This is a genomic window from Acinetobacter sp. 70_2 (assembly GCF_056736115.1).
Map to the genome: position 1 here is coordinate 1,329,876 of NZ_JBWZIP010000015.1, position 21,938 is coordinate 1,351,813.

Sequence of the window (21,938 nt, forward strand, 5' to 3'; positions counted from 1 at the left end):
AATATTTGAACTTATTTATCACGTAAAAACATCACATAATATTGGTTCAATATTTGTATGATTGCTTTAAGTTCAAGTAACTTTTCTTGAGTATTACCTAACCTTTCGACATAGCGCTGATTTGCAATCTCTAAGTCAATTTTTTCATTAATTTGTGGCGTAATTTGAAATAACTTACGTAAATCATCAAAGTTCTGTAATTTTCGATTTGAAAAATACTCAATATGCTCTGACCATTTTTCATTAATCACCACATTTTTAATTACGGGTCCACGTTCAGAATCAAAACTAAGTTGATTCTCTTGTAAATATAATTGCTCTGGTGACTCTTTCGAGCCCTGAAAAAGCTGGCTTAACTTTTTGAACATTTCATCACATCGTATTAGTTTCAATATAAATAATGGAGGTAACCTACTCGCCTCCACCACTTATATCTAATTATTTTTTCGCAACTATTCTTCACCCAAATCATCGAGAAAATCTACAGTCGGTACGAAAAATAAAGTACCTGTTTGGGCAGTACTAAAGTCAAGTAAACGGTCAAGATTACCCTGCTCATTTCCTAGGAACATATTTTCAAGCATTTGACGTGTTGTACTAAATTTACGGGAATAACCAATAAAAAAAGTACCATATTCATTTTTTGATGGGTTCGAGAAAGGCATATTGGCACGCATAATTTTTAGCTCATTGCCTTCAGCATCATGCGCTTTACTTACCACATTATGGGCTGTTAAAGGCTTTTCATCATCACCGAGTTCAATATCATTAAACTTTTTGCGACCTATTACTTTTTCTTGTTCTTCATCGCTTAAAGCACGCCATTTTTCCATGTCATGGGTATATTTTTGAATAAATGCATAACTTCCCCCAATAAATTCGGGATCTTCACTACCTACTAACGCCCATTGTGCAGCGATTACAGGTTCAGGGTTTTCTGTTCCATCAACAAAACCAATAATCGCTCGACCATCAAAATAACGAAAACCGTGTACTTCATCAATTGGGTAAGTCACTTTACCCAACTGTTCATTGATTATGCTCCCCAATTCATAGCAGAGAGCTTGTCGATCAGCACGAATATGAAAGAATAAATCACCAGGTGTTGAAACGGCGGTGTACTTTGGGCCTTTGATTTCTTGGAATGTTTCTAATTCTTGAGGCTTTGCTTGCTCTGGAAATAAAACATCCCATGCATTTGAACTAAAACCGAATGTGGCATTAAATTTACTTTCTGGATAACGATTAGACAAACTTCGAGTTAACGCTGAAAAATTAGCAGCAAAATCTTTTACTTTTTCTACAACAGAATCACCTTGAGCTAATCCCAATACAATAAATAATGCATTTTCTCCAGGATGACTCGTTACAGGCTGAATTCTCATACATTCCATAAAACAGGCCTTATTTTGGTAATTTACGGTAGTAATTTAGCATATTCATGTTTTTATCGTACGATTTCTTATTGTTCTCATAACTTAAAAAGAGACTGAATTTACTCAATCTCTTTTAACTTTTCTAACTTATCTTAGCTGCCATATTGCTTTTTTAAGTATTTTACAATTTGAGCAGATTCAAACATTTTCACTCCCGTATTTGGGTCGACTAGATAAGGTACTTGCATTTTACCTTGCATAATCGGCAACAACTTTTCTCTTTTTCCATCTTTTAAGGGTATATATTTACCCGGTTTTAAGCGAAGAATAGCAGGTCCCATATCTTGCCATCGTTCTTTTGCCACATTGTGCAAAATATAAGGAATTTCAAGTTCGCATAGTACATTTCTTACTACTCTCGAATATGGGCTTGCTTCAAAGCTCCATAGTTCAAGTTTTTGCTCAGGCGCAGCTCTATTTACTATTTTTTTATTAATCCAGACTCCACTAGCACCATTCAACAACGTTCCAGCAAATGCCAGATATGGCATTTTTGGATAATTTGAAAATTTCTGAGGCGTTTGTCCTGTCTTACCATAGTGTTTAAATAAGTGATGAATAATATCTTGCGATTCGTATAATTTATCACCTGTATTTTCATCAATTAAAAAAGGAAACTGTAACTTGCCACCCGTTTCTTTAACAATAGAACGGTATTTCGTTCCACCTTTGGGACATGGATAAATTTCAACATCTAAATTTAATAGTGTAATCACTTCACGAACACGTCGACAAAATGGCGAACCTTCAAATTCATAAAGTTTTAGAGCTTTAACAGGCTGATTAGGAAATGCTGTACCTGTAACCCCTCTACCACCTTGAGCAATTGCAGATGCTACTGCTTGCAGCACCTTAATTTGATGATTCACCATTACACGTTCCTTTATATTGTGGAGCTAAACTAATTTTTCCTTAGCAATCACAATTCCATTGTTATCTGCATAAATAAAATCACCAGATTGAATTGTGACTCCACCAAAATACAAAGGAATATCAACTTCACCAATGCCCTTACGATTACTTTTTTGCGGAATTGCAGCCAATGCATGTACACCTAAATCTAGAGTTACAAGTGCATCAACATCGCGTACACAGCCATAAATAACCACACCATTCCAGTTATTTTTAACAGCCGATTCAGCAATCATATCTCCCATCAGTGCGCAGCGCATTGAAGCACCACCATCCACAACCAACACCTTCCCTGTACCATCTGTTGCTAATAACTCTTTTACACGTGAGTTATCTTCAAAGCACTTTACAGTTACAACCTGTCCACCAAAGGTTTGACGCGCACCATAACTTCTAAAGAACTTACCATCCATTGATGGTATGACCACTTGTAAATCTTTTTCTGGGTTATCATCCAATAAATCACATGTCACAAATGGTACTGTAGACACTTTTATTCTCCCTTATCGAGTTTGTTGTATGCTGAGATTATCATATCGTTTAAATGCTTCAATTTGCGTTAGCGCCGCTACGACCATCGTATGAGCCAATTGCTCAGCTGTAACAGGTTTATATTTGAATGGTTTATTCCATTTATTTTCAATAAATTTAAAAAGACTTTGCCCCAAATCTTCCATAAAACGCACATCGCTACGCTTACCAATCAATAAAGATGGTCTGAAAATAGATAATTTTTCGATGCCTAAACTCTCAATATAGTCTTCTAATTGCCCTTTGACCTTATTGTAGAAAATTGGTGAATTTGCATTTGCTCCAAGTGCACTCACAATTAAAAAATGAATATGTTTATCTTGAACTAAGTCTGCAAAGTGGGCATTTATCTCGTAGTCCACTGCATAGAAACCTTGTTTTGAACCTGCTATTTTTAAAGTTGTACCTAAGCAGCTAAATGCGTGAGTATGATCATTTACATCTTCATCATTGAGCAATAAAAAATCCTCAATCACCAACTGAGTAACTTTTTTATATGTATTAAGTAGTTGTGATTCTTTTCTAACAACAATCGTAATTGCTTCAAATTCTGGTGTTTGTTCAAGCTCTTCAACTAGAGCTAATCCAACGAGTCCTGTAGCACCTACTACAATTGCTTTTTTCGTGCTTATAGTCATTTTTTATTCAACCCTCTTTAAGTTTGTATCAAATTTAACCTTTTCTTACGGTTTTAGCAGCCCCTAAAACGGCTTAAAATGCTCGCAAGGCTTGACTTCACGGTATTGATTCATCACAATATGGCACTTGTTTACGGGCTGGTGATGGTTACACCAGTTTACTGGATTGACCACAGCCCGCCCAGACCAACTTATTTTCAAGGAGTGCAAGAGTGGCAAACTCTGCTCAAGCTAAAAAACGTGCGCGCCAAAACGTAACAGCGCGTAAACACAACGCAAGCTTGCGTTCTATGGTTCGTACTTACATCAAGCGTACTTTAAGTGCAATCGCTGGTGGTGATTATGCAGTTGCTACAGAAGCTTATAAAAAAGCTGTTCCTGTAATCGACCGCATGGCTGATAAAGGCATCATCCACAAAAATAAAGCTGCTCGTCATAAGAGCCGTTTAAATGCTCAAGTTAAAGCGTTAGCTAACTAATTTGAAGTATGTAAAAAAAGCCCAACAGGGCTTTTTTTATTGCCTATAATTTTATAATTACTCTACTTTATGAAATTTAGATACATCTAACTCGTAAGCTTCGCCTCTCCAAATCCATTTCAATTTACAATTTGGAAATTCATCCCCTTCAAACCATACAAATAGACCTTCCATCATTTCTGGCCAATCTGCTTTTTGTATTTGATTATTACCTGAAATTACGGCAACTATGGCTGCAATAATCGTGTCATGACTTACAGCTAAACTTAGCCCATTTTTTGTTTTAGGATGAGTTCGATAAATCAGTTCTAACACATCTAAAACACCAGTAATTGGATGTTTCATGCCTGGCAAAGCATTATTCACAAAACTATTAATAAACCCGAGTGCTCCTTGTTTACGAAAATAAGGAGCAGCCTGTTGAATATCGAGTACAAAACTTCCCGGTTCTACCAATAAGCCTTGCTCAACAATTTCAATCGTATGCGTATTAGGCTCAGGACTTACACCGTCTGCACCCTCAATCATAAGCGCAGCAGTATCTACACAACGTTGAATTGGACTAGAAATACAGTGTTGAATCACACGATCTGTATTCTTAATTAAGTAGCTACCCCATGCTTGTGCAAGCTCACGGCCTTGAGGAGTAAGTTGAAGGTCGTATCCCGCCAAGCCTTGCCCATCAACCAGCTCTCTTAAAGAGTGACGTGTAAAAAGGGTTACAGGGGTTGCAGCATCAGGCAATAAATCAATTGCTTCAAACATGCTTTTAGGCAATAAATCGAGTGCCATTTTGATCGTGTCATCTTTTCTCAATATTTTGCCACTATAGCATGTCTACAATAACTCTCAATCCAAAACACCCGATTGAGCTAAAGCTTCAAATGCTATTTTTTTGCTTTCCTGATCACGAAATGCGATAAAGCCTCCGTTTAATACAGTATCACGCTGATTATATTCAAAGGGTTTACCTTTTAAGGTGAGTAAACCTCCACCAATACTTTCTAATAATCCCTGACCTGAACTGGTATCCCATTCAGATGTAGGATGAAATCTAGGGTAAATATCAATCTCACCCTCTAACATCATACAAAACTTATAAGCGCTGCCCGCTTCACGTCGAATTACGGTACGGTTTTTTTCAATAGGTTCAATAAATTTATGATATTTCGGATTTTTACTACTATGACTTAAACCAATTTGTACAGGTGCTTGTGTTGAATAAGACTCTTTTTGGTATTGGTACCATTGTTTTTGGCTAAAGCTATATTTAAAAGGCAAATCTTTTAAATAACCTAAATAAACAACCTGTTCACAAGGCACAACGATCACAGAAAATACTGTTTCGCGTCCCTCAATCAAGCTCAAGTTTATCGTGAACTCATCCCGTTCATGTATAAACTCTTTGGTACCATCAAGCGGATCAAGCATCCAGCAAGAAAACCAGTCATGGCGAGCGCTATAGTCACTTTCTTCCGATAAAACCGGTAACTCCGGTGTGATGTCTGCAAGATGCTTTAATAAAAATTGATTTACCTTTAAATCTGCTTGAGTTACAGGTGAATCATCATGTTTTTCTTGAATATTAAACTCATATCCTGCTGAATAGTTTTGATATTCTTGTAATAAGATCTGACTAGCCTCTTCCAAAATTGGTAGCAGCTGTTCAATTAAGGCATCATTGGGACGAGTTGTTGTTATAAACATAAATAAGCTCTATTTACTTTCCTTTTCATTATAAGTGAATTATGACAAATTCAGTATTCACCAACAGTCTAGTATCCTTATAAAAATGCTTTATCTTTAATTAAGAACACCGTTATTTCTTCAAAAGCTCAGTCTTTATATTTTAACTGGGCAAGATGCTTATTATTCAAGAGAAAGTAACGTTAAATTTTGTATAAAAAACATGCTATAACTTATGAAAAATAAATAACTTAATGTGAAACCAACCATTTTCTTTTCACACTTTTCTTGCTATGTTCATTAATACAATAACAAAATGGAAGACTAAATAATGATGCTATATGGATATCACTTCTCAACAATTGAAAATAACTGGGAAGACTTAACCCCATTAAATGAGTTTTTACAAACATTTGCAGATGATGACGGCGATGTCTCCCAAAGAGACAAAGAATCGCTTAAAGAAATTATTGCTAAATCAGATACGGCTTTGGCTTTGGCTAAAGAAATGGGTTGGGACGGTAGCTATACGGGTTGCCCTTATTTATTTTGGTTACCGAGTAAAAATACTCAATCATTTGAATATGGCTTTGTTTTTAAACAAACCTCAGATAACTCAACTTTTGTGATTTCACCAATTGAATTGGCTTACCTAGCACAAGATAATCAGGTACAAACTTTAAGTAAGAATATTGACTAAATATAAAGGGTTATTGGCTTAACAATTAAGCCGATAACCTAGCCCTATTGTTGCTATTCAAACATACTTAATTGAGGCGTAGGTTTTATAATTTTCTCTTTGGGAACATGTAAACATTCAAATTCCTTAACAGGGAAACCTTCAACAAAGCTTGAAATATCTGGTGTTTCTAAACTTAACCATTCATCTAAACGGTCATGTGGAATCACAATGACTGATCTTTTGACATCGCCCGGTTCGTGGAAGTCTTTCATCATCGGATGATCAATCGCGTCCATAGTTAACATACTTGCAGATCGGACAATCGTTTCATTCATTTTGCAAATTTCATAAATTGCTGCAATGAAAAATGCCTGCCCATCTTTACGGCGTACCGCCCATCGCTCAGGTTTATCATTTATATATTTACTTTCATAAAACTCAGTCACGGGGATTACACCGAACTTACATTTAAGAGCAGCTTCTTGAAAACTCGGTTTTTGGAAAATCGTTTCATGACGGGCGTTATAAGTATGTTTTGCTATGTTTGTATCTTCCGCCCATTTGGGAACTAATCCAAACATGACTTCACGCCATTCAAGACCTTGCGGTGATTTAAATAATAACGGCATTGTTCCAGCAGGATAAACCTCATCGGCATAGCTAAAGCCGACCACAGGCAATTGAAGTTGCTGTAATTGGGCAAGAGTTAAAGGTTTAAAGTTGGCACACATAGCAAGAATAAAATACTGTAATTTTACTTCTCTTATTTTATAAGTATTTATTCTATAAACCAAATAAAAAGGCACTCGAAAGTGCCTTGAACGACGTAACTTTACGCTTATGAAACGTGTTGAATACCTTGTGGAATCGCCTGCAATAGTCGTTTAGTGTAGTCATGTTGAGGGTGTGCATAGAGCTCGTCTGAGTTAGCGATTTCAACAACCTCACCATGATTCATGACCATGACTTGATCCGAGATATATTTCACAACCGATAAATCATGTGAAATAAAGATATAACTGAGTCCGAACTCATCTTGTAAGTCCTGTAATAAGTTAAGTACTTGTGCCTGAACTGAAACATCGAGTGCAGAAACGGATTCATCACATATCAAAATTTCAGGTTTTAACGTTAAACAACGTGCAATCGCAATACGTTGGCGTTGACCGCCAGAAAACTCATGTGGGTATCGATAATAAGCTTGTTCAGGTAAATTCACACGCTCAAGTAACCCAAGTGCAATTTGCTTACGCTCCGCATCATCTTTACCAATGCCATGAATTTGCATAGGTTCTAATAAAATCTGCCCGATGGTAAAGCGTGGATTTAACGAAGCATATGGGTTTTGAAAGATAATCTGAATCTTTCTTTGATATTTGGCAAACTCTTTTTCAGTTAATGAAAGAATATCTTTACCTTCAATTAAGGCTTCCCCACCTGTTGCTTCGTGTAAACGCATAAGCAACAAGCCCACAGTGGTTTTGCCTGAACCTGACTCTCCCACTAAACCAAGAGTTTTCCCTTTAGCCAGTTTGAAAGAAACACCTTTTACTGCCTGAAACTCTTCTTTGCCAAATAATCCTTTACGACTATAAAAGCTTTTTTTCAAATCCTTTACTTCTAAGATGATTTGCTCATTGCCATTTAAACCGCGTTTACGCTGTGGAATTTCTGAAACATCAAAGCTTTGCTCTACCAATACATTGTCTTCTTGACGCATAAAGTCGCTGGTCACAGGCAAACGATAAGGTCGCTGTGACATTTGAGGGCGACAGTAAAGTAAGGCTCGGGTATATATATCTTTAGGCTGCTCTAGAACTTGTTCTGCAAGACCTTGCTCTCTAATTTCACCATGACGCATTACAATGACTTGATCCGCAATTTCACCCACCAAAGCCAAATCATGCGTAATAAAAAGCATCGACATTTGACGGCGCTGACGCAATGACTCAAGCAGATCAATAATTTGTTTTTGAATGGTGACATCAAGCGCTGTAGTCGGTTCATCAGCTATCAGTAGTTTAGGCTCACAAGCAATCGCCATTGCAATCATGACACGTTGCTGCTGACCACCGGAAAGCTGATTAGGATAAGCATCAATTTTCGTTTCAGGTGATGGTATCCCGACCTCTTTGAGTAACTCTAAAACACGTTGACGGGCCTGTTTACGGCTCATACCCATGTGTATGCACAATACTTCTGCAATTTGATTGCCAACTGTAAAAACCGGATTTAATGATGACATCGGTTCCTGAAAAATCATGGCAATATCTTTACCACAGATTTTTCGCATATCCTTACGGGATAAGCTGAGTAAGTCTTGACCCTCAAAAACAATCTTACTTTTTTCATCAATTTTACTTTGGCCTATAGGTAGTAAACCCATAGTTGCCAAAGAAGTAACTGACTTGCCACTACCCGACTCGCCAACTAAAGCGACAGTGGTATTTGCTGGAATATCAAAGGAGATTCCTTTAACAGTTTCGATATACTGCTTGTCTTCACCTTTAAAGCTTACACGTAAGTTTTCAATGTGGAGTAAAGGGATACTTTTTTGTTGTTCTGACATTAGGTTTTCCTCTTATTTTAATTTTGGATCTAATGCATCACGCAGTGCATCAGTAAACATTGAAAATGCCGTAACCAAAACAGCCATTGCTACAGAGGCTGCAACAAGCTGCCACCATTTTCCTAAAAGAAGTTCACTTTGAGCTTCATTTAACATACTGCCCCAAGACACTACGCCTACTGGCACACCGAAACCTAAGAAACTCAAAATAACTTCCGATTTAATAAAAGAAACCACCAAAATCGACATTTGAACCAAAGCAATATGGCTGACATTAGGAAAAATATGAATGAATATACGACGGAAATGCCCAACACCAATTGCCTTGGCGGCCAGAACATATTCACGGGCGGTATGTTTCATATACTCAGCACGAATTAAACGGTAAACACCTGTCCAGCCCGTTAAACCTAAAATCAGAACAATAGATAAAATTCCCTTTTGTTGCAGTACGGCAGCTATCGCAAGAACTAATAATAAATATGGAATGGAAGTAAAAATGTTATAAAACCAGTTAAGGATGTCATCTACCCAACCACCAAAGTACCCTGAAATTGCACCTAATAATGTGCCTAATGTCACTGCGAGCACTGCTGAAACTAGCCCTACAATAATTGAAGTTTCAGCACCTTTAATGGTCTTTTTAAGAACATCTTGTCCCCATTTGTCAGCTCCAAAGATAAGGGTACTTTTTAGTTCACTTTGTTGATCGAGTAAATGTCCACCGAGTTGCTGATCAATTGCTTTCATATCATCAGCCAGCGGGTCAACTACACCATAATAATCAATTGCACTTCCAGAGCTCTTTTCTTGTTTAATTTCAGCCTTAAGTTGGTGAATGACATCTTTTAAGGGATCGACTGGGTTTTCCGGTAATTCCTCATCTACAGCGGTTGTACTTTTCAAAGCTTCAGTTGTCTTATCTGCACCTATAAATGTAGGGGGTGCATAACTGACCGCAACTTCTTTGTTCCAGTCCGATGCAATCACTCCCGTAAATGATAATAGCAATACGATCAAATAGAACAGCACAACAATGAGCGATGCGATTGCAATTTTATCAGCCCGAAGGCGGCGCATTGCAAGGCGCCATAAACCCGCTGAAGCAGGAGCTGTCTGGGTTTGTAATTTTCTTTTTGATAGAACACTTAGCATAACCCACCTACTTCAACTGTACACGTGGATCAACCACTTTGTAGACTAAATCGGCAATCAAGTTAAAAATCATGGTTGCAGCTGCGATATACACTGTAATTGCTTTAATCACAGGAAAATCACTTCGCTCAACCGCAATAATTACTTCTCGACCAATACCGGGAATACCAAAAAAACGTTCAATTAAAAATGCACCTATGAGCAACGCAGGCAAAGTCGCCATCACATCGGTAATAATAGGAATTGAGGCATTACGTAAAACATGTACACCTAAAATTCGGCTTTCACCTACACCTTTAGCACGTGCCGTTCTAACATAATCTTGGTTAATCTCATCTAGCACAAAACTACGGTATAACCTTAAAGTAGGTGCAATACTCACCACCAACATAATTAAAATTGGAAGCAAGGCGAACTTAAATAAATTATCGGTAAAGTTATCGCTCCAGCCCTGTACTGGAAACCAACTTAACTGATAAGCCAGAACATATTGAAAAACAATAATATAAACCAAGATACTAATCGACATACCAATGGTACATAACATCATGACCATACGATCTGTTAAAGTGCCACGTACTGCCGATACAGCCAAAGCTAAGCCAATTGAAATAACGGTTTGTAAAATAGTGAGTGGAATTAACAGCGTTAGCGAAGGCCCCAAGCGAGTTAAAATAATTTGTGAAACAGGTTCCCCCGTACTCCAACTTGCGCCATAGTCAAAAGTGAGAATCTGTTTAATAAAAATCCAGAGCTGAACGTAATAAGGCTGATCGACACCTAGTTGTTTACGAATATTTTCAATCTGCTCAGGATTAGACATCTTACCTGCCAGAATATAGGCTGGATCTCCACCCACCCAGTTAAAAAGAATAAAGATAAACAGTACTACTCCCAACATGGTTGGAATCATCTGCCATAAACGCCGAATAACATATGCCAGCATAGTGATAATTCCTTATTTAACCCGTTGTCCGGTAATTTCATTAAAGAATGCTTTATTGTCAGGATCACGACCAAGGAAATCTTTAACCAATTCAGCTGCCGGTTTTTGGCTACCCTGAGATAAAATCGTTTGACGGTAACGTTGTCCGACTTGTGGGTTATTAAGGTTTTCACCATAAGCAGAAAGCATATCTAGAGCTAAAACTTCAGACCACATATAACCGTAGTAACCTGCTTGATAGCCACCCATTAAGTGTCCAAACTGTCCTGGAAACTCTGTTGTTGGCACATAACCTAAGGCTGTAGCTGCTTCCATTTTTTGCCAAGTTTCTAAAGGTTTTACTTTTAAAGCGTCGGCGGTATGAAGCGCCATATCGTACTGTGCATAAAGCGTCTGACGTGCATAACGTAAACCGCGCCCATAGTTATGTACTGCTTTTAAACGGGCAATTAGTTCATCATCAACTCGTGGGCATGCTGGATCACAATAATCAGCCACTTTAGATAAAGTCTCTTTACGTCGTGCCCACTCTTCATACATTTGAGATGGTGCTTCTACAAAGTCACGCTCTACAGATGTTCCAGACTGACTTGCATAGCGGGTATTAGATAAAATGCCATGTAAAGCATGACCAAATTCATGAACAAAAGTTTCGAGCTCGTCACTATTTAAACCTTTACGGTTAAAGTTCGTGACGAGTGCTGAAACTGGCAATCGGTTGGTTAAAGTGCTACCACCATATACTCCCCAAACAGCGGCATGGCCATATTTCCCTTCGCGAGGGAATTTATCCATATATAGACCGCCTAGAAGTTTTCCTGTCTTTTTATCGACTACATCGTAATATTCAACTTCGCTCTGCCATGCTTTCACTTTGACAGGTTTAAAATCAATACCATAAAGGTCAGATGAAATAGCAAATAACCATTTTTGTGCCGCTAAAGTTGGGAAATAATCACGAAGCTTTTCCTGATCAATTTGATATTTGCTCTTACGAAGTTTCTCACTCCAGTAAGCTTCACTCCAACGTGTGATCTCGGTTTTATCTAATGGTGTTTTTAAAGTTTGTGCTTTAAATGCTCGGAGCTCTTCTACTTCTTTGCGCTCAAGTGGTGCGACCGTTTTCTGTACTTCTGCCAAAAACTGATTTACAGCTTCGGGCGTTTTTGCCATACGGTCTTTTAACACCCAATCTGCATAACTTGCTTTTCCAAATAACTGCGCAAGCTCATAACGTAAATCTACTGCCTGTTTGAGTAGTTTTAAGTTTTGTTCAGTACCACGTCGTGTAAAGGCAATCTGGTATCTTTTTCTGGCATCATCATTATCAGCCAATTCCATAAATGGACGATATTCCGGATACTCAAAACCTAATAGATAGTTACCTTTGGTATTTTTCTTTAACCCTGAAATATAACTTTCTGGCAGCCCTTTCATTTCTTCAGGAGTAAATTCAAGTTTTTCAGGGTTATCACGAATATTGCGGTTATATTCTTGTTCGAGTTTAGTCAACTCATCCAGAATGGCTTTCATTCTTGCACGTTTTGCTGGTTCTAATTGAACCCCCGTGTCTTCAAACTGATCCAGAATATCCTGACGGTATTTTTTATCTATCGGATCAGTCGCTTTTGTATTTTTAATTACGTTATATAATTTTGAATTTTGGAATATATCAGTATGAAACTGATTAATTTTAATTTCGCAGTCTTCGGCTGCCTTACGTAATTCCGCATCTGGGTCTACATTACTATATAGACCTATGGGTCCTGAAAAGTCTTCAAGATGAGCAAAAATTTTATCCCACTTTGCTAATATCGGAGCGGCGGCAGCATCGGTTTTAGCAGGTATTTTTTCAAAACTTGAAATCTCTTGCTGGATTTTTTTTAAATTAGAATCGCACCATGTGGGAAGTTGCTCTGCTTTAAGTAATGGTAACGTCGCACGTGTCATCTCTGCCGATGCAAACTGACTTATACCTATGGTCAACATACATAAACTAGTCATTTTCAGCGTGTTATTTTTCATCATATCTCCAATTTTTTTCATTTAATGATTAGATTTCGTATTTGTATCAATATCGAAGTACATCCATTCAGCATGTAAAATCGGATGCTTCTTATATCCAATGATTCTTGGTTGAGCCAACATATTTCTATAACGTGCATACAACACTTGCACTGGCATATACACTTCTAACAAACGTGTCATTTTTCGATAAATCACGTCGCGTTCTGGGCCTGGCTTAATCTGTTGAGACTGACGGTATAATTGATCAAACTCTGGTATTGAACCGCAAGACCAGTTGGTCATATGAGTGTTGGGGCCATAAAAATTCTGCATAAAATTATCGCCATCTGGATAATCGGCAATCCATGCAGAAGAGCCAAACATTCCGTCACACTGTTTTTGTGCCCGAATGAGGTCTGAAAAGAGCATAGGCTTGTACATCATACGGATATTCAAACTGTCAAAGTTCTTTTTCCAAAGCTCAGCGCTTTGCTGACCAATACTGTCATTACGCGCCATATATTCAATGACTAGAGGCTTGCCATTTGGTTGTGTACGCCATCCTGATGCATCTTTTTTATAGTGATATCGATCTAATAGTAAGTTTGCTGCTTTTACCGAATATGGGGTACTGCTTCTATATTGCGGATCAGAACCCACCACACCTGGCGGTACTGGAAAATGTAGACGCTCAGCATCACTATTACGTACTAATTTAATTTCTTGATCTATTGAACGAGACATTGCAATTGCACGGCGTAAAGCAATTTTTTCTTTACTCATTCCTCCGACAACAGGATTCTTAAGATTCCAATAGTTGTAACTAATTTCCGGATCAACAATACGCGATAAATGCACACCATCTTTTGCAAGTTCAGGTCTTAACTTGCCGTCTTTAATGGCTTTCGAGACTAATTGACCTTCAAGTTGAATGATATCAACTTCACCACGCTGGAATGCCAACCATCGTGACTGGTTTTCTTCCATTACCTGAATATCAATTGTGCCGATTTGAGGCATTTGTTTACCTTTGAGGCGTTTCACAATTGCTTGGTCCTCAGCACTACTGGCTACAAAGTTCCAAGTAAAACCGCGATAATCAGGATTCGCTTTTAAAACAATACGCGAAGCAGGCACCCACTTACTGAGCATATAAGGTCCTGTTCCTACTGGATGCCCCATAACAAAGCCAGATTTATCTTTATATTTTTCGATAACTTCACGCGCTACAGCCCCTGTAGGGTCATGTGCCAGTAATAACGGAAAGTTATAATCAGGCTTCACTAACCGAATAACCAAGGTGTACTTATCAGGTGTTTGTAAACCACTCACACTTTGATCATAGTTAAACTTTCCTGTTTTACTGGCTGATTGTACTAAAGCATCCATACCTTCAATTTTGTTCTCCAACAACCAGCTATTTGGCGAACGTAAATTTGGGTCCAATAAACGCTTAAAAGAGTACGCATAATCGTAAGCCGTTAACTCTCTAGGTTTACCTTTAAAAACAGGGTCCGGTGTAAAATAAATACCTTTTTTAATGTGAATAGTATAAGTCAGACCATCTGCACTCACTTCTGGCATAGCGGTTGCGATTTGGGGAATAAGCTTTGCTGGCCTTGCTAAATAGTCATAGGTATATAAAGTTTCAAATATTGAAGTGGTTACATGTGCCGAATATAAGTCATGGATATACGCTGGGTCGAAACCTGTTTCAGCTGTTGGGAACGTATAATGTAAAACTTTATTTGGATCGGCTGGGCTTTTTGCAAAAATAGTCGTGGTACCCGTTAATGCCATACTGGCAAATAATAGACCTACACTACAGTGCTTGAGCTTTTGTTTTAAATTTTCAGTCATGATGATCTTTATCTAAAATTATTTTTTAATAGGGGTAATATCAAGATATTGCCAGTTTGTATTCATCATCGGGTGAGGTTTAAAACCCTGAACTTGTGGTCGTATCAACCAATTACGAATTCGAGTTACATGAATAATCCAAGGATTGTCAGCTTCAATCTGGCGATTAAGCTTTTCATAATATGGTAGACGTTGTTGCGGTGGTAAATGAATGGCCTGAGTATAAAGAGCGTCATATGTTTTAGACTGATAACAAGCATGGTTTCCCTGTCCAGCATTTGGTCCATATAATAATTGTGCAAAATTATCTCCTTCGGGATAGTCAGCAATCCATGCCCCGCTCCACATCATATATTTACATTGAGTTGCGGCTTTTAAGTTATCTGCAAAATTACTTACTTTAAAGTCAGCACGAATGCCAATCGCGTCTAGATTTTTTTTCCAGAGTTCAGAATGAATAACTGATGCTGAGCTATTTTCATTATTAATTTTTAAAACTAAAGGTTTGCCATTTGGTAAGGTCCGATAGCCATCAGCCCCTTTTTTATAACCATAATAATCAAGCAGTTTATTTGCTAGCCGCGGATTATATCCTACGCTACTTTTATACTTCGGGTTATATCCGTTTACACCTTCAGGTATGAACATTTCTGCTCTCACTGCCTGACCTTTATATGCCTGTTTTATGCTTTCTTTTTGGTCATAGGCCAAAGTAATTGCTCGACGAAGCGCAATTTTTTCTGGACTAAAACCACCAATGACAGGATCACGCATATTCATCATGGTATAGGTCATTTCAGGTTCTTTATATGGAAAATGTTTAATGCCTCTTTTTTGAAAAGAAGCTTTAAGTTGATTGCCATCTAACGCTTGAGGAACGGCATCTGCTGTAAGTTTGTCAAAATCTAATTGACCCGATTGAAAGGCTAACCACCGCGACTGTTGTTCTTCAATAATGCTCACTACAACTTTGCCAATTTGTGGCATTTTCTTTCCAGACATTTCCTTAACAAGTTGGTTGTCCCAAGGCGTTCCTGTTGACTTAAAATTCCAGACGAAACCACGATAATCAGGATTGGCAACCAATTCGACCTTACTTCTTGGAACATATTTACTTAACATGTACGGTCCGGTACCTACTGGATGCATGCCAATACGATCACCGTAATAATCAACAACCTCTTTAGCAACGCTACCAAACGTAATATAGGCAAGAATATAAGGAAAATTAAAATCTTGGCGAGTTAAGGTAAACTGTAGGGTATATCGATCAGTAGCTTTAAGCCCTGCAATTGGCGCGGCATAATCAAACTTTCCAGTTTTCTTTGCTTGAGCTACAACTGCATCAGCACCCACTAATTTTCCATCCAGAAAAGAAACGGAAGGTGCTCTATTTTTAGGGTCTAAAATACGTTTAATTGAATAAACATAATCTTCGGCCACCAATTCACGGCGCTTGCCTTTAAAGGCAGGATCATCCGTAAAATAAATACCTGGCTTAATTTTAAATATATAAACTTTACCGTCTTGCTCAACCTTCGGCATGCTTTCAGCCGTATAAGGAACCAGTTGTAGTGGACGTGCTAAATAATCGTATTTGAGTAGAGGTTCAAAAATAGCTTCTGCAATACTTGCACTATAGAAATTGGTGGTTTTAACCATGTCAAAACCGTCATCAGGTGCTTCATAGGCAACATGCAAAATCTTGTTTGGTTGTGCTGGTGTAATTGCATAAGCACATGGAATTGATGTAATAGCCAAACTTAAAATGGCGAGCTTAAAAAATTTTAATTTCAAGTTCATATCCACATAACTAATTTTTTTAAAAGATATTAACCTTTTGAGTAACATCTAAATCCGCATAAGAAAAGTTCTTTTTTCAGCAGATAGGCCTATTTGGGATTTGGAATTCACTTTCCTTTATCATCTTTTTATTTGATCAAATGGAAAAATAAATTCAAGTACCCAGTGTTTTGTAACTACTGAATATAAAGCGAATTTCATGCCATCTATGAGTATTCATAATAAAATATTTAAGATTATTCGAAATTCATATTTTTATTAGGTACTTAAATCCGTTTGAACTATATAAATAAAAGTTACTTTTTGCCAAATATTATATTTGTATATGTTAATCATTTAACATCTTAAATGCACAAAAAAAATACATTGATGATTCATTATGCATCATATTAATCCATTTACACTTAAGGGGAAATATTAACTTAATACATTGATAATTAAATAAAGTTATATAAAAAAATCTTGCAACAAATAGTATAACATTACATATAATAAAGTTCTAAAACGATACATTTTTATTTATTAAGTATGTGAAGTGTCCATTAATGTATATTTTTTATACAAATAAATTTGAAACTTTTAGCCAATATAAAAAAATTTGCCAAACGGAAAATTTATTTAACTTCAAAAGAAACAGAGGCACTGCCCTCAAACATAATAAAATCAATATTTATCAATATTTTGCATAAACTAAAAAAAGAAAAATATATAGTTGGCACTTGCTTTGCTTAAAAACATTCCAGCAATATCGCTAACTACAACAAAAAGGGATCACGTCCACGATGAAAAAAAAATACAATGTTCGATCTCAGGTAACCCCCAAGATCGGCAAGACAATACTTAAATTAAGTACCCTTAGTTTAAGCATGATGTGTCTTACCATGGCACAAGCAGCAGAAACCAAACAAACAAGTAATGATGATAAACCAGCAAAAGTTGTGAAAGTTGCCGTTACAGGTTCTTCAATCAAAGGCGTTGCTGCTCAAAGTGCTTCACCAATTACTGTTGTAAAAGTTGATGAAATTTTAAAACAAGGGGTAACATCAACTGAAGAAGCCTTAGCCAAGATTAGTGCAAACCAATCAAACTTCGTAACTGCTAGCAATGTGGGCGCTAGTAAAACTGTGGGGTCAGCAGCAAACCTGAGAGCTTTAGGTGCAAACAAGACACTTATTTTGCTGAATGGTCGTAGATTAGCTGCTAATGCATACGATAGTGGGGTGACAAATTTAAATATTATTCCACTCGCTATGTTAGACCGTATTGAAGTTTTACGTGATGGTGCTTCTTCCATTTATGGAACAGATGCAATCGGTGGGGTTATCAACTTCATTACTAAAAAACAGTTTACAGGTCTTAACCTAACCGCTGGATATCAAAAACCAGAAGAAAAAGGTGGAGATCAACAAGACTATAGCATTTTCGGTGGTTTTGGTGACTTAGAGGAAAATGGCTATAACGTTTTTGGGGTTGTCGATTACCGAAAAGGCGATGATGTCATGGCCCAAGACCGTAAAGTCAGTCGACGCGGAGGCATCTTACCTGAATTAGGTGTAAATAAAACCAGTAGTGGTTCATTCCCTGCCAATGTTCCAGGTTTAGGCAATCCTTATGCATCTATAGGTTGTAGCAATGACCCTCTAGTCAGCAGTCCTGATGGCAAAACTTGTAGATATAACAGCCAAGCGGTTATTGGAATAGTTCCAAAAACAGAAGACATTTCTGTAATGGGCCGTGCGACTTTTAAACTCAGCGATAATTTTAATGCAATTGCCGAATATTTATATGCAAGAAATGAGGTTACCACTTCAGTCGCACCAGACGTATTTTTTGATTTAAGCCTAGACCCTAACAGTAAATATTACCCAGGAAATGGGATAACCCCTGCTCTTGCTGGAGCATCGGGTCCTATCGATCTTTATTTACGTTCACAAGCTGGTAATCGTGTAAGTAATAGTATTAATCAATCACACCGGATATTTGCGGGTATTGAAGGTGAAACACATGGTTGGGATATCAATTCAGGGGTGACCTATGCACATAGCAGTGCCTCCGATGCAATCTTGAGTGGATATTTAAACTATGACAAAACTCAAGAAGCTTTAAACAATGGCACCTTAAATCCATTCGGACCTCAGAACGCTGAAGATGCTGGTGTATGGGATCAACTCGGTGTTAAGGGCAAATATTTAAAAGCCAACCTAGACACAACCACAGTTGATTTCACTGCAAGTCGACCTATTTTCAAACTACCAGCAGGTGATGTTGGGTTCGCTGTTGGAGCAAGCTATCGTTATGAAGATTGGACTTCAAAGGTAGTTGCGGATGTTGCTCGACTAGCTCCTAGTACGGGTACTGATCCAGACGAACCAGAAAATAAGGGTGATCGTAATATCAAATCGGTATTTACCGAATTTCATATTCCACTGCACAAAACTTTAGAAGCTCAAATTGCTGCTCGATATGATGACTACAATGACTTTGGTGATACGTTCAATCCAAAATTTGCACTTCGTTGGGAACCGATTAAACAGTTAATGTTCCGAACCACTTATAGTACAGGTTTCAGAGCTCCTACACTTTGGGAGGTTAATGGCCCGAACTCTGTCACAAATACTGGTGCAACATATGACGACCCAGCACTTTGTCCTGGAGGAGTTGTACAACCTGGTGGTAAACAAGAACGCGACTGTAATATGCAGTTCAAACGTCAAAACGGTGGGAATAAGAGTTTAAATCCAGAAGAATCTAAATCTTTTACAGCAGGTTTAGTATTTGAACCTGTTAAAAATTTAGCCTTCACTCTTGATTATTTCAATATAGAAGTAGATAAACAAATTGCCACACTATCCGAAGCAGCTATATTTGCAGATCCTGTGAAATATGGAGACAAATTTGTACGTAATGCTGACGGTTCACTAAATTATATTATTACTACACAACAAAATTTAGGTGGTATTAAAACATCTGGTTTTGATGTGGGCTTAAGTTGGGTTTCACCAATGACTGCCACAGGTCGATTTGGTTTCAATATTGATGGTACATATATCACTGACTACAAATATCAAGCAGAACCAGATGGTGACTGGAAAGGTGTTGCAGGGTCATATAGCGGCTTAGATTATCAATCGATTATTCTACGCTGGAAACATACCGCCAACTTAAACTGGAACTATGAGAACTGGGCTTTAAATCTACAACAAAACTTCTCACGTGGTTATCAAGATCAAAACGCGAATGATCAGAACCATAGAGTAAGTGACTATACAACCTACAATATTTCAGGGACTTACAAAGGCTTTAAAAACCTAGAGTTAACAGCAGGCATTAAAAATATATTTGATGAAGACCCACCTGCTTCTAACGTAATTGATAACTTCCAAATGGGATATGACCCACGTTACGCAGATCCTTTAGGACGTACTTACTTTGTACGAGGTACATATAAGTTCTAAATGGTTGTTCTGCAAATATAACCTTCAAAAAGTTAATTTGCAGAACAAATACTCATTCTTAGCCAAACAGTCATTTTAAAAAATTGTTTGTCTACAGTTTCAGGAGTAACTATGGGCATGACTTTTACAGACATAGAAAATAAATCTGCCAAACGCCTTATTGGTATTGCCGCAGTGCTTTTTCTGCATCTTCTTGTTGCCTATATTCTGATGTCAGGTTTAGCAAACAATATTCAAAAACCAGCAGAAAAACCTGTGGAATTACAAATTATTCAGGATATTAAGCCACCTCCTCCACCAAAACCGGAGGAGCCAAAACCTAAGGAAAAACCACCAGAGCCACCAAAAATGGTCGAAAAAGTTGCCAAGGTTCCTGAGCCACCTAAACAGGTTGAGAAAGTAGCGACACCGGTACAAAAAACCACTCCGGTAGCTCAGCCAACTAAAGTTGCGACTCCTGCTCCAGCCGCGCCGGCTGCACCTAGTGCACCATCACCAAGTCCAGTTGCAGCACCTGCTCCAGCGGCAGCCGCACCAGCGCCTAAACCAGCTGGCGTGACTCGTGGCGTTTCAGAAGGTTCCGCAGGTTGTGAAAAACCGGAATATCCACGTGAAGCACTGATGAATGAAGAACAAGGTACGGTGCGCATACGTGTTTTAGTTGATACTTCCGGCAAAGTGATTGATGCGAAGGTGAAAAAATCAAGTGGCAGCAAAACCTTAGATAAAGCAGCAACTAAAGCTTACAGCCTATGTACATTCAAACCAGCAATGAAAGATGGTGTGCCTCAGCAGGACTGGTATGAAATTGAATATCCTTTCGTAATTGAATGAACAAATTGAATTAATCAGAAATTAAAAATATTGGAGATAATATGATGAAAAAATCAACTCAACCACTCGTACGTTTCGCTTCTGCAAGTTTAATCGCAGCATGCTCATTGCTCCCATTAAGTACAGCTTTTGCAGAAGAAACGAGCAATACTCCTGTTGCAACCGCAACTACAGAAGCAACTTCAAACGCAACTTCAAACGCAAATACACCAACTCCACCTCCAAAGCCTGCAAGCAGTGAAACTGTTAAAAACCCTTATGGTCTGGAAGCTCTTTGGCGTGAAGGCGATTTAGTTGCTAAGTCTACCCTATTTATACTCGTACTGATGTCTATTGGTACGTGGTACATCATTGTCTCTAAATTCTTACAACAAGCAAAAGTAAAACGCCAAGGTAAAGAAGCCGAAAAAAGTTTTTGGGAAGCTACTTCTTTAGATAATGCCGCTGATGGTCTAGAACAAAGTAGTGCATATCGTTTTATTGCAGAAAAAGGCATTAACTCAACTAAGTCACACGGCGGTTCTTTACTGGAACGCATTGACTTCAATACTTGGGTGAGCATTTCAATACAACGTGCAATTGAGAAAGTACAAAACCATTTAGGTGGCGGTTTAGCCTTTTTAGCAACTGTAGGTTCTACGGCACCTTTCGTGGGCCTATTCGGAACAGTCTGGGGAATTTACCACGCGTTAACTGCAATCGGGATCTCAGGTCAGGCGTCTATTGATAAAGTTGCAGGTCCAGTTGGTGAAGCTCTGATTATGACAGCTATTGGTCTTGCAGTCGCAGTACCGGCTGTACTTGGTTACAACTGGTTGACTCGTCGCAATAAAGCAGTAATGGAAAACGTCCGTTCGTTTGGTTCAGATTTACATGCAGTTTTATTAAGCGGTGAAATTAATACCAATAATTCAGTTAACCGCAGCATTAAATAATCAGGAGCAA

Annotated in this window: 19 protein-coding genes; 5 read left to right on the plus strand and 14 right to left on the minus strand. The window is 38.0% G+C overall.

Going from position 1 to position 21,938, the window contains the following annotated elements; translation table 11 throughout:
* Window positions 1-11: 11 nt before the first annotated feature.
* The 5 genes from AC1PJ9_RS15340 to AC1PJ9_RS15360 all read right to left on the minus strand — a co-directional run bounded on the left by AC1PJ9_RS15340 (window position 12) and on the right by AC1PJ9_RS15360 (window position 3,517).
* Window positions 12-368: a hypothetical protein gene (locus tag AC1PJ9_RS15340; protein ID WP_311087754.1), complete on the minus strand. Its 357-nt coding sequence runs from the start codon at window positions 366-368 to the stop codon at window positions 12-14.
* Window positions 369-452: 84 nt separating this feature from the next.
* The gene (locus AC1PJ9_RS15345) at window positions 453-1,385 is read right to left on the minus strand and encodes a Dyp-type peroxidase (protein ID WP_311088064.1); all 933 of its coding nucleotides are present in this window, start codon (window positions 1,383-1,385) and stop codon (window positions 453-455) included.
* Window positions 1,386-1,528: 143 nt separating this feature from the next.
* Complete coding sequence (locus AC1PJ9_RS15350; RefSeq protein WP_263613615.1) at window positions 1,529-2,308, minus strand: glutathione S-transferase N-terminal domain-containing protein; 780 nt, start codon at window positions 2,306-2,308, stop codon at window positions 1,529-1,531.
* A gap of 24 nt (window positions 2,309-2,332) precedes the next feature.
* Entirely contained in the window at window positions 2,333-2,839 is a 507-nt protein-coding gene (gene rraA, locus AC1PJ9_RS15355; protein ID WP_263613614.1) for a ribonuclease E activity regulator RraA, read from the minus strand.
* Window positions 2,840-2,851: 12 nt separating this feature from the next.
* Window positions 2,852-3,517: an NAD(P)H-binding protein gene (locus AC1PJ9_RS15360; protein ID WP_263613613.1), complete on the minus strand. Its 666-nt coding sequence runs from the start codon at window positions 3,515-3,517 to the stop codon at window positions 2,852-2,854.
* A 212-nt stretch (window positions 3,518-3,729) separates the two neighbouring features.
* Here AC1PJ9_RS15360 and rpsT point away from each other — a divergent pair, with 212 nt between their 5' ends.
* On the plus strand, window positions 3,730-3,996 hold the full coding sequence (gene rpsT, locus AC1PJ9_RS15365) for a 30S ribosomal protein S20 (RefSeq protein ID WP_002117906.1): 267 nt from the start codon (window positions 3,730-3,732) through the stop codon (window positions 3,994-3,996).
* Between the two features lie 57 nt (window positions 3,997-4,053).
* Here rpsT and AC1PJ9_RS15370 read toward each other — a convergent pair whose 3' ends face one another.
* Both AC1PJ9_RS15370 and AC1PJ9_RS15375 read right to left on the minus strand, forming a co-directional pair.
* On the minus strand, window positions 4,054-4,788 hold the full coding sequence (locus tag AC1PJ9_RS15370; RefSeq protein ID WP_311087755.1) for a histidine phosphatase family protein: 735 nt from the start codon (window positions 4,786-4,788) through the stop codon (window positions 4,054-4,056).
* 57 nt (window positions 4,789-4,845) lie between these two features.
* Complete coding sequence (locus AC1PJ9_RS15375) at window positions 4,846-5,703, minus strand: 3'(2'),5'-bisphosphate nucleotidase CysQ family protein (protein ID WP_311087756.1); 858 nt, start codon at window positions 5,701-5,703, stop codon at window positions 4,846-4,848.
* A 310-nt stretch (window positions 5,704-6,013) separates the two neighbouring features.
* Between AC1PJ9_RS15375 and AC1PJ9_RS15380 the strand changes: the two genes are divergently transcribed.
* Complete coding sequence (locus AC1PJ9_RS15380; protein ID WP_311087757.1) at window positions 6,014-6,382, plus strand: hypothetical protein; 369 nt, start codon at window positions 6,014-6,016, stop codon at window positions 6,380-6,382.
* A 53-nt stretch (window positions 6,383-6,435) separates the two neighbouring features.
* On the opposite strand, the gene AC1PJ9_RS15385 is transcribed toward AC1PJ9_RS15380, so the two are convergent.
* The 7 genes from AC1PJ9_RS15385 to AC1PJ9_RS15415 all read right to left on the minus strand — a co-directional run bounded on the left by AC1PJ9_RS15385 (window position 6,436) and on the right by AC1PJ9_RS15415 (window position 16,710).
* On the minus strand, window positions 6,436-7,095 hold the full coding sequence (locus tag AC1PJ9_RS15385; RefSeq protein ID WP_311088065.1) for an SOS response-associated peptidase family protein: 660 nt from the start codon (window positions 7,093-7,095) through the stop codon (window positions 6,436-6,438).
* Window positions 7,096-7,202: 107 nt separating this feature from the next.
* Complete coding sequence (locus AC1PJ9_RS15390) at window positions 7,203-8,933, minus strand: ABC transporter ATP-binding protein (RefSeq protein ID WP_311087758.1); 1,731 nt, start codon at window positions 8,931-8,933, stop codon at window positions 7,203-7,205.
* Window positions 8,934-8,945: 12 nt separating this feature from the next.
* Complete coding sequence (locus AC1PJ9_RS15395) at window positions 8,946-10,088, minus strand: ABC transporter permease (protein WP_311087759.1); 1,143 nt, start codon at window positions 10,086-10,088, stop codon at window positions 8,946-8,948.
* Window positions 10,089-10,095: 7 nt separating this feature from the next.
* Window positions 10,096-11,034, minus strand: coding sequence for an ABC transporter permease (locus AC1PJ9_RS15400; protein WP_039251373.1), 939 nt, complete (start codon window positions 11,032-11,034; stop codon window positions 10,096-10,098).
* Window positions 11,035-11,046: 12 nt separating this feature from the next.
* Window positions 11,047-13,080 (minus strand): M3 family metallopeptidase, encoded by a 2,034-nt coding sequence (locus AC1PJ9_RS15405; protein ID WP_311087760.1) that lies wholly within the window; start codon window positions 13,078-13,080, stop codon window positions 11,047-11,049.
* Window positions 13,081-14,904, minus strand: a complete 1,824-nt coding sequence (locus AC1PJ9_RS15410) for an ABC transporter substrate-binding protein (protein WP_311088066.1) — start codon at window positions 14,902-14,904, stop codon at window positions 13,081-13,083.
* Window positions 14,905-14,919: 15 nt separating this feature from the next.
* Window positions 14,920-16,710 (minus strand): ABC transporter substrate-binding protein, encoded by a 1,791-nt coding sequence (locus AC1PJ9_RS15415; RefSeq protein ID WP_311087761.1) that lies wholly within the window; start codon window positions 16,708-16,710, stop codon window positions 14,920-14,922.
* A gap of 776 nt (window positions 16,711-17,486) precedes the next feature.
* Between AC1PJ9_RS15415 and AC1PJ9_RS15420 the strand changes: the two genes are divergently transcribed.
* From AC1PJ9_RS15420 to AC1PJ9_RS15430, 3 genes are all read left to right on the plus strand, one after another.
* A complete protein-coding gene (locus tag AC1PJ9_RS15420) occupies window positions 17,487-20,159 on the plus strand; it encodes a TonB-dependent receptor (RefSeq protein ID WP_311087762.1) in 2,673 nt (890 codons plus the stop codon).
* Between the two features lie 111 nt (window positions 20,160-20,270).
* The gene (locus AC1PJ9_RS15425; RefSeq protein WP_151683013.1) at window positions 20,271-20,993 is read left to right on the plus strand and encodes an energy transducer TonB; all 723 of its coding nucleotides are present in this window, start codon (window positions 20,271-20,273) and stop codon (window positions 20,991-20,993) included.
* A 41-nt stretch (window positions 20,994-21,034) separates the two neighbouring features.
* Complete coding sequence (locus tag AC1PJ9_RS15430) at window positions 21,035-21,928, plus strand: MotA/TolQ/ExbB proton channel family protein (RefSeq protein ID WP_311087763.1); 894 nt, start codon at window positions 21,035-21,037, stop codon at window positions 21,926-21,928.
* The last annotated feature ends 10 nt before the right edge of the window (window positions 21,929-21,938 follow it).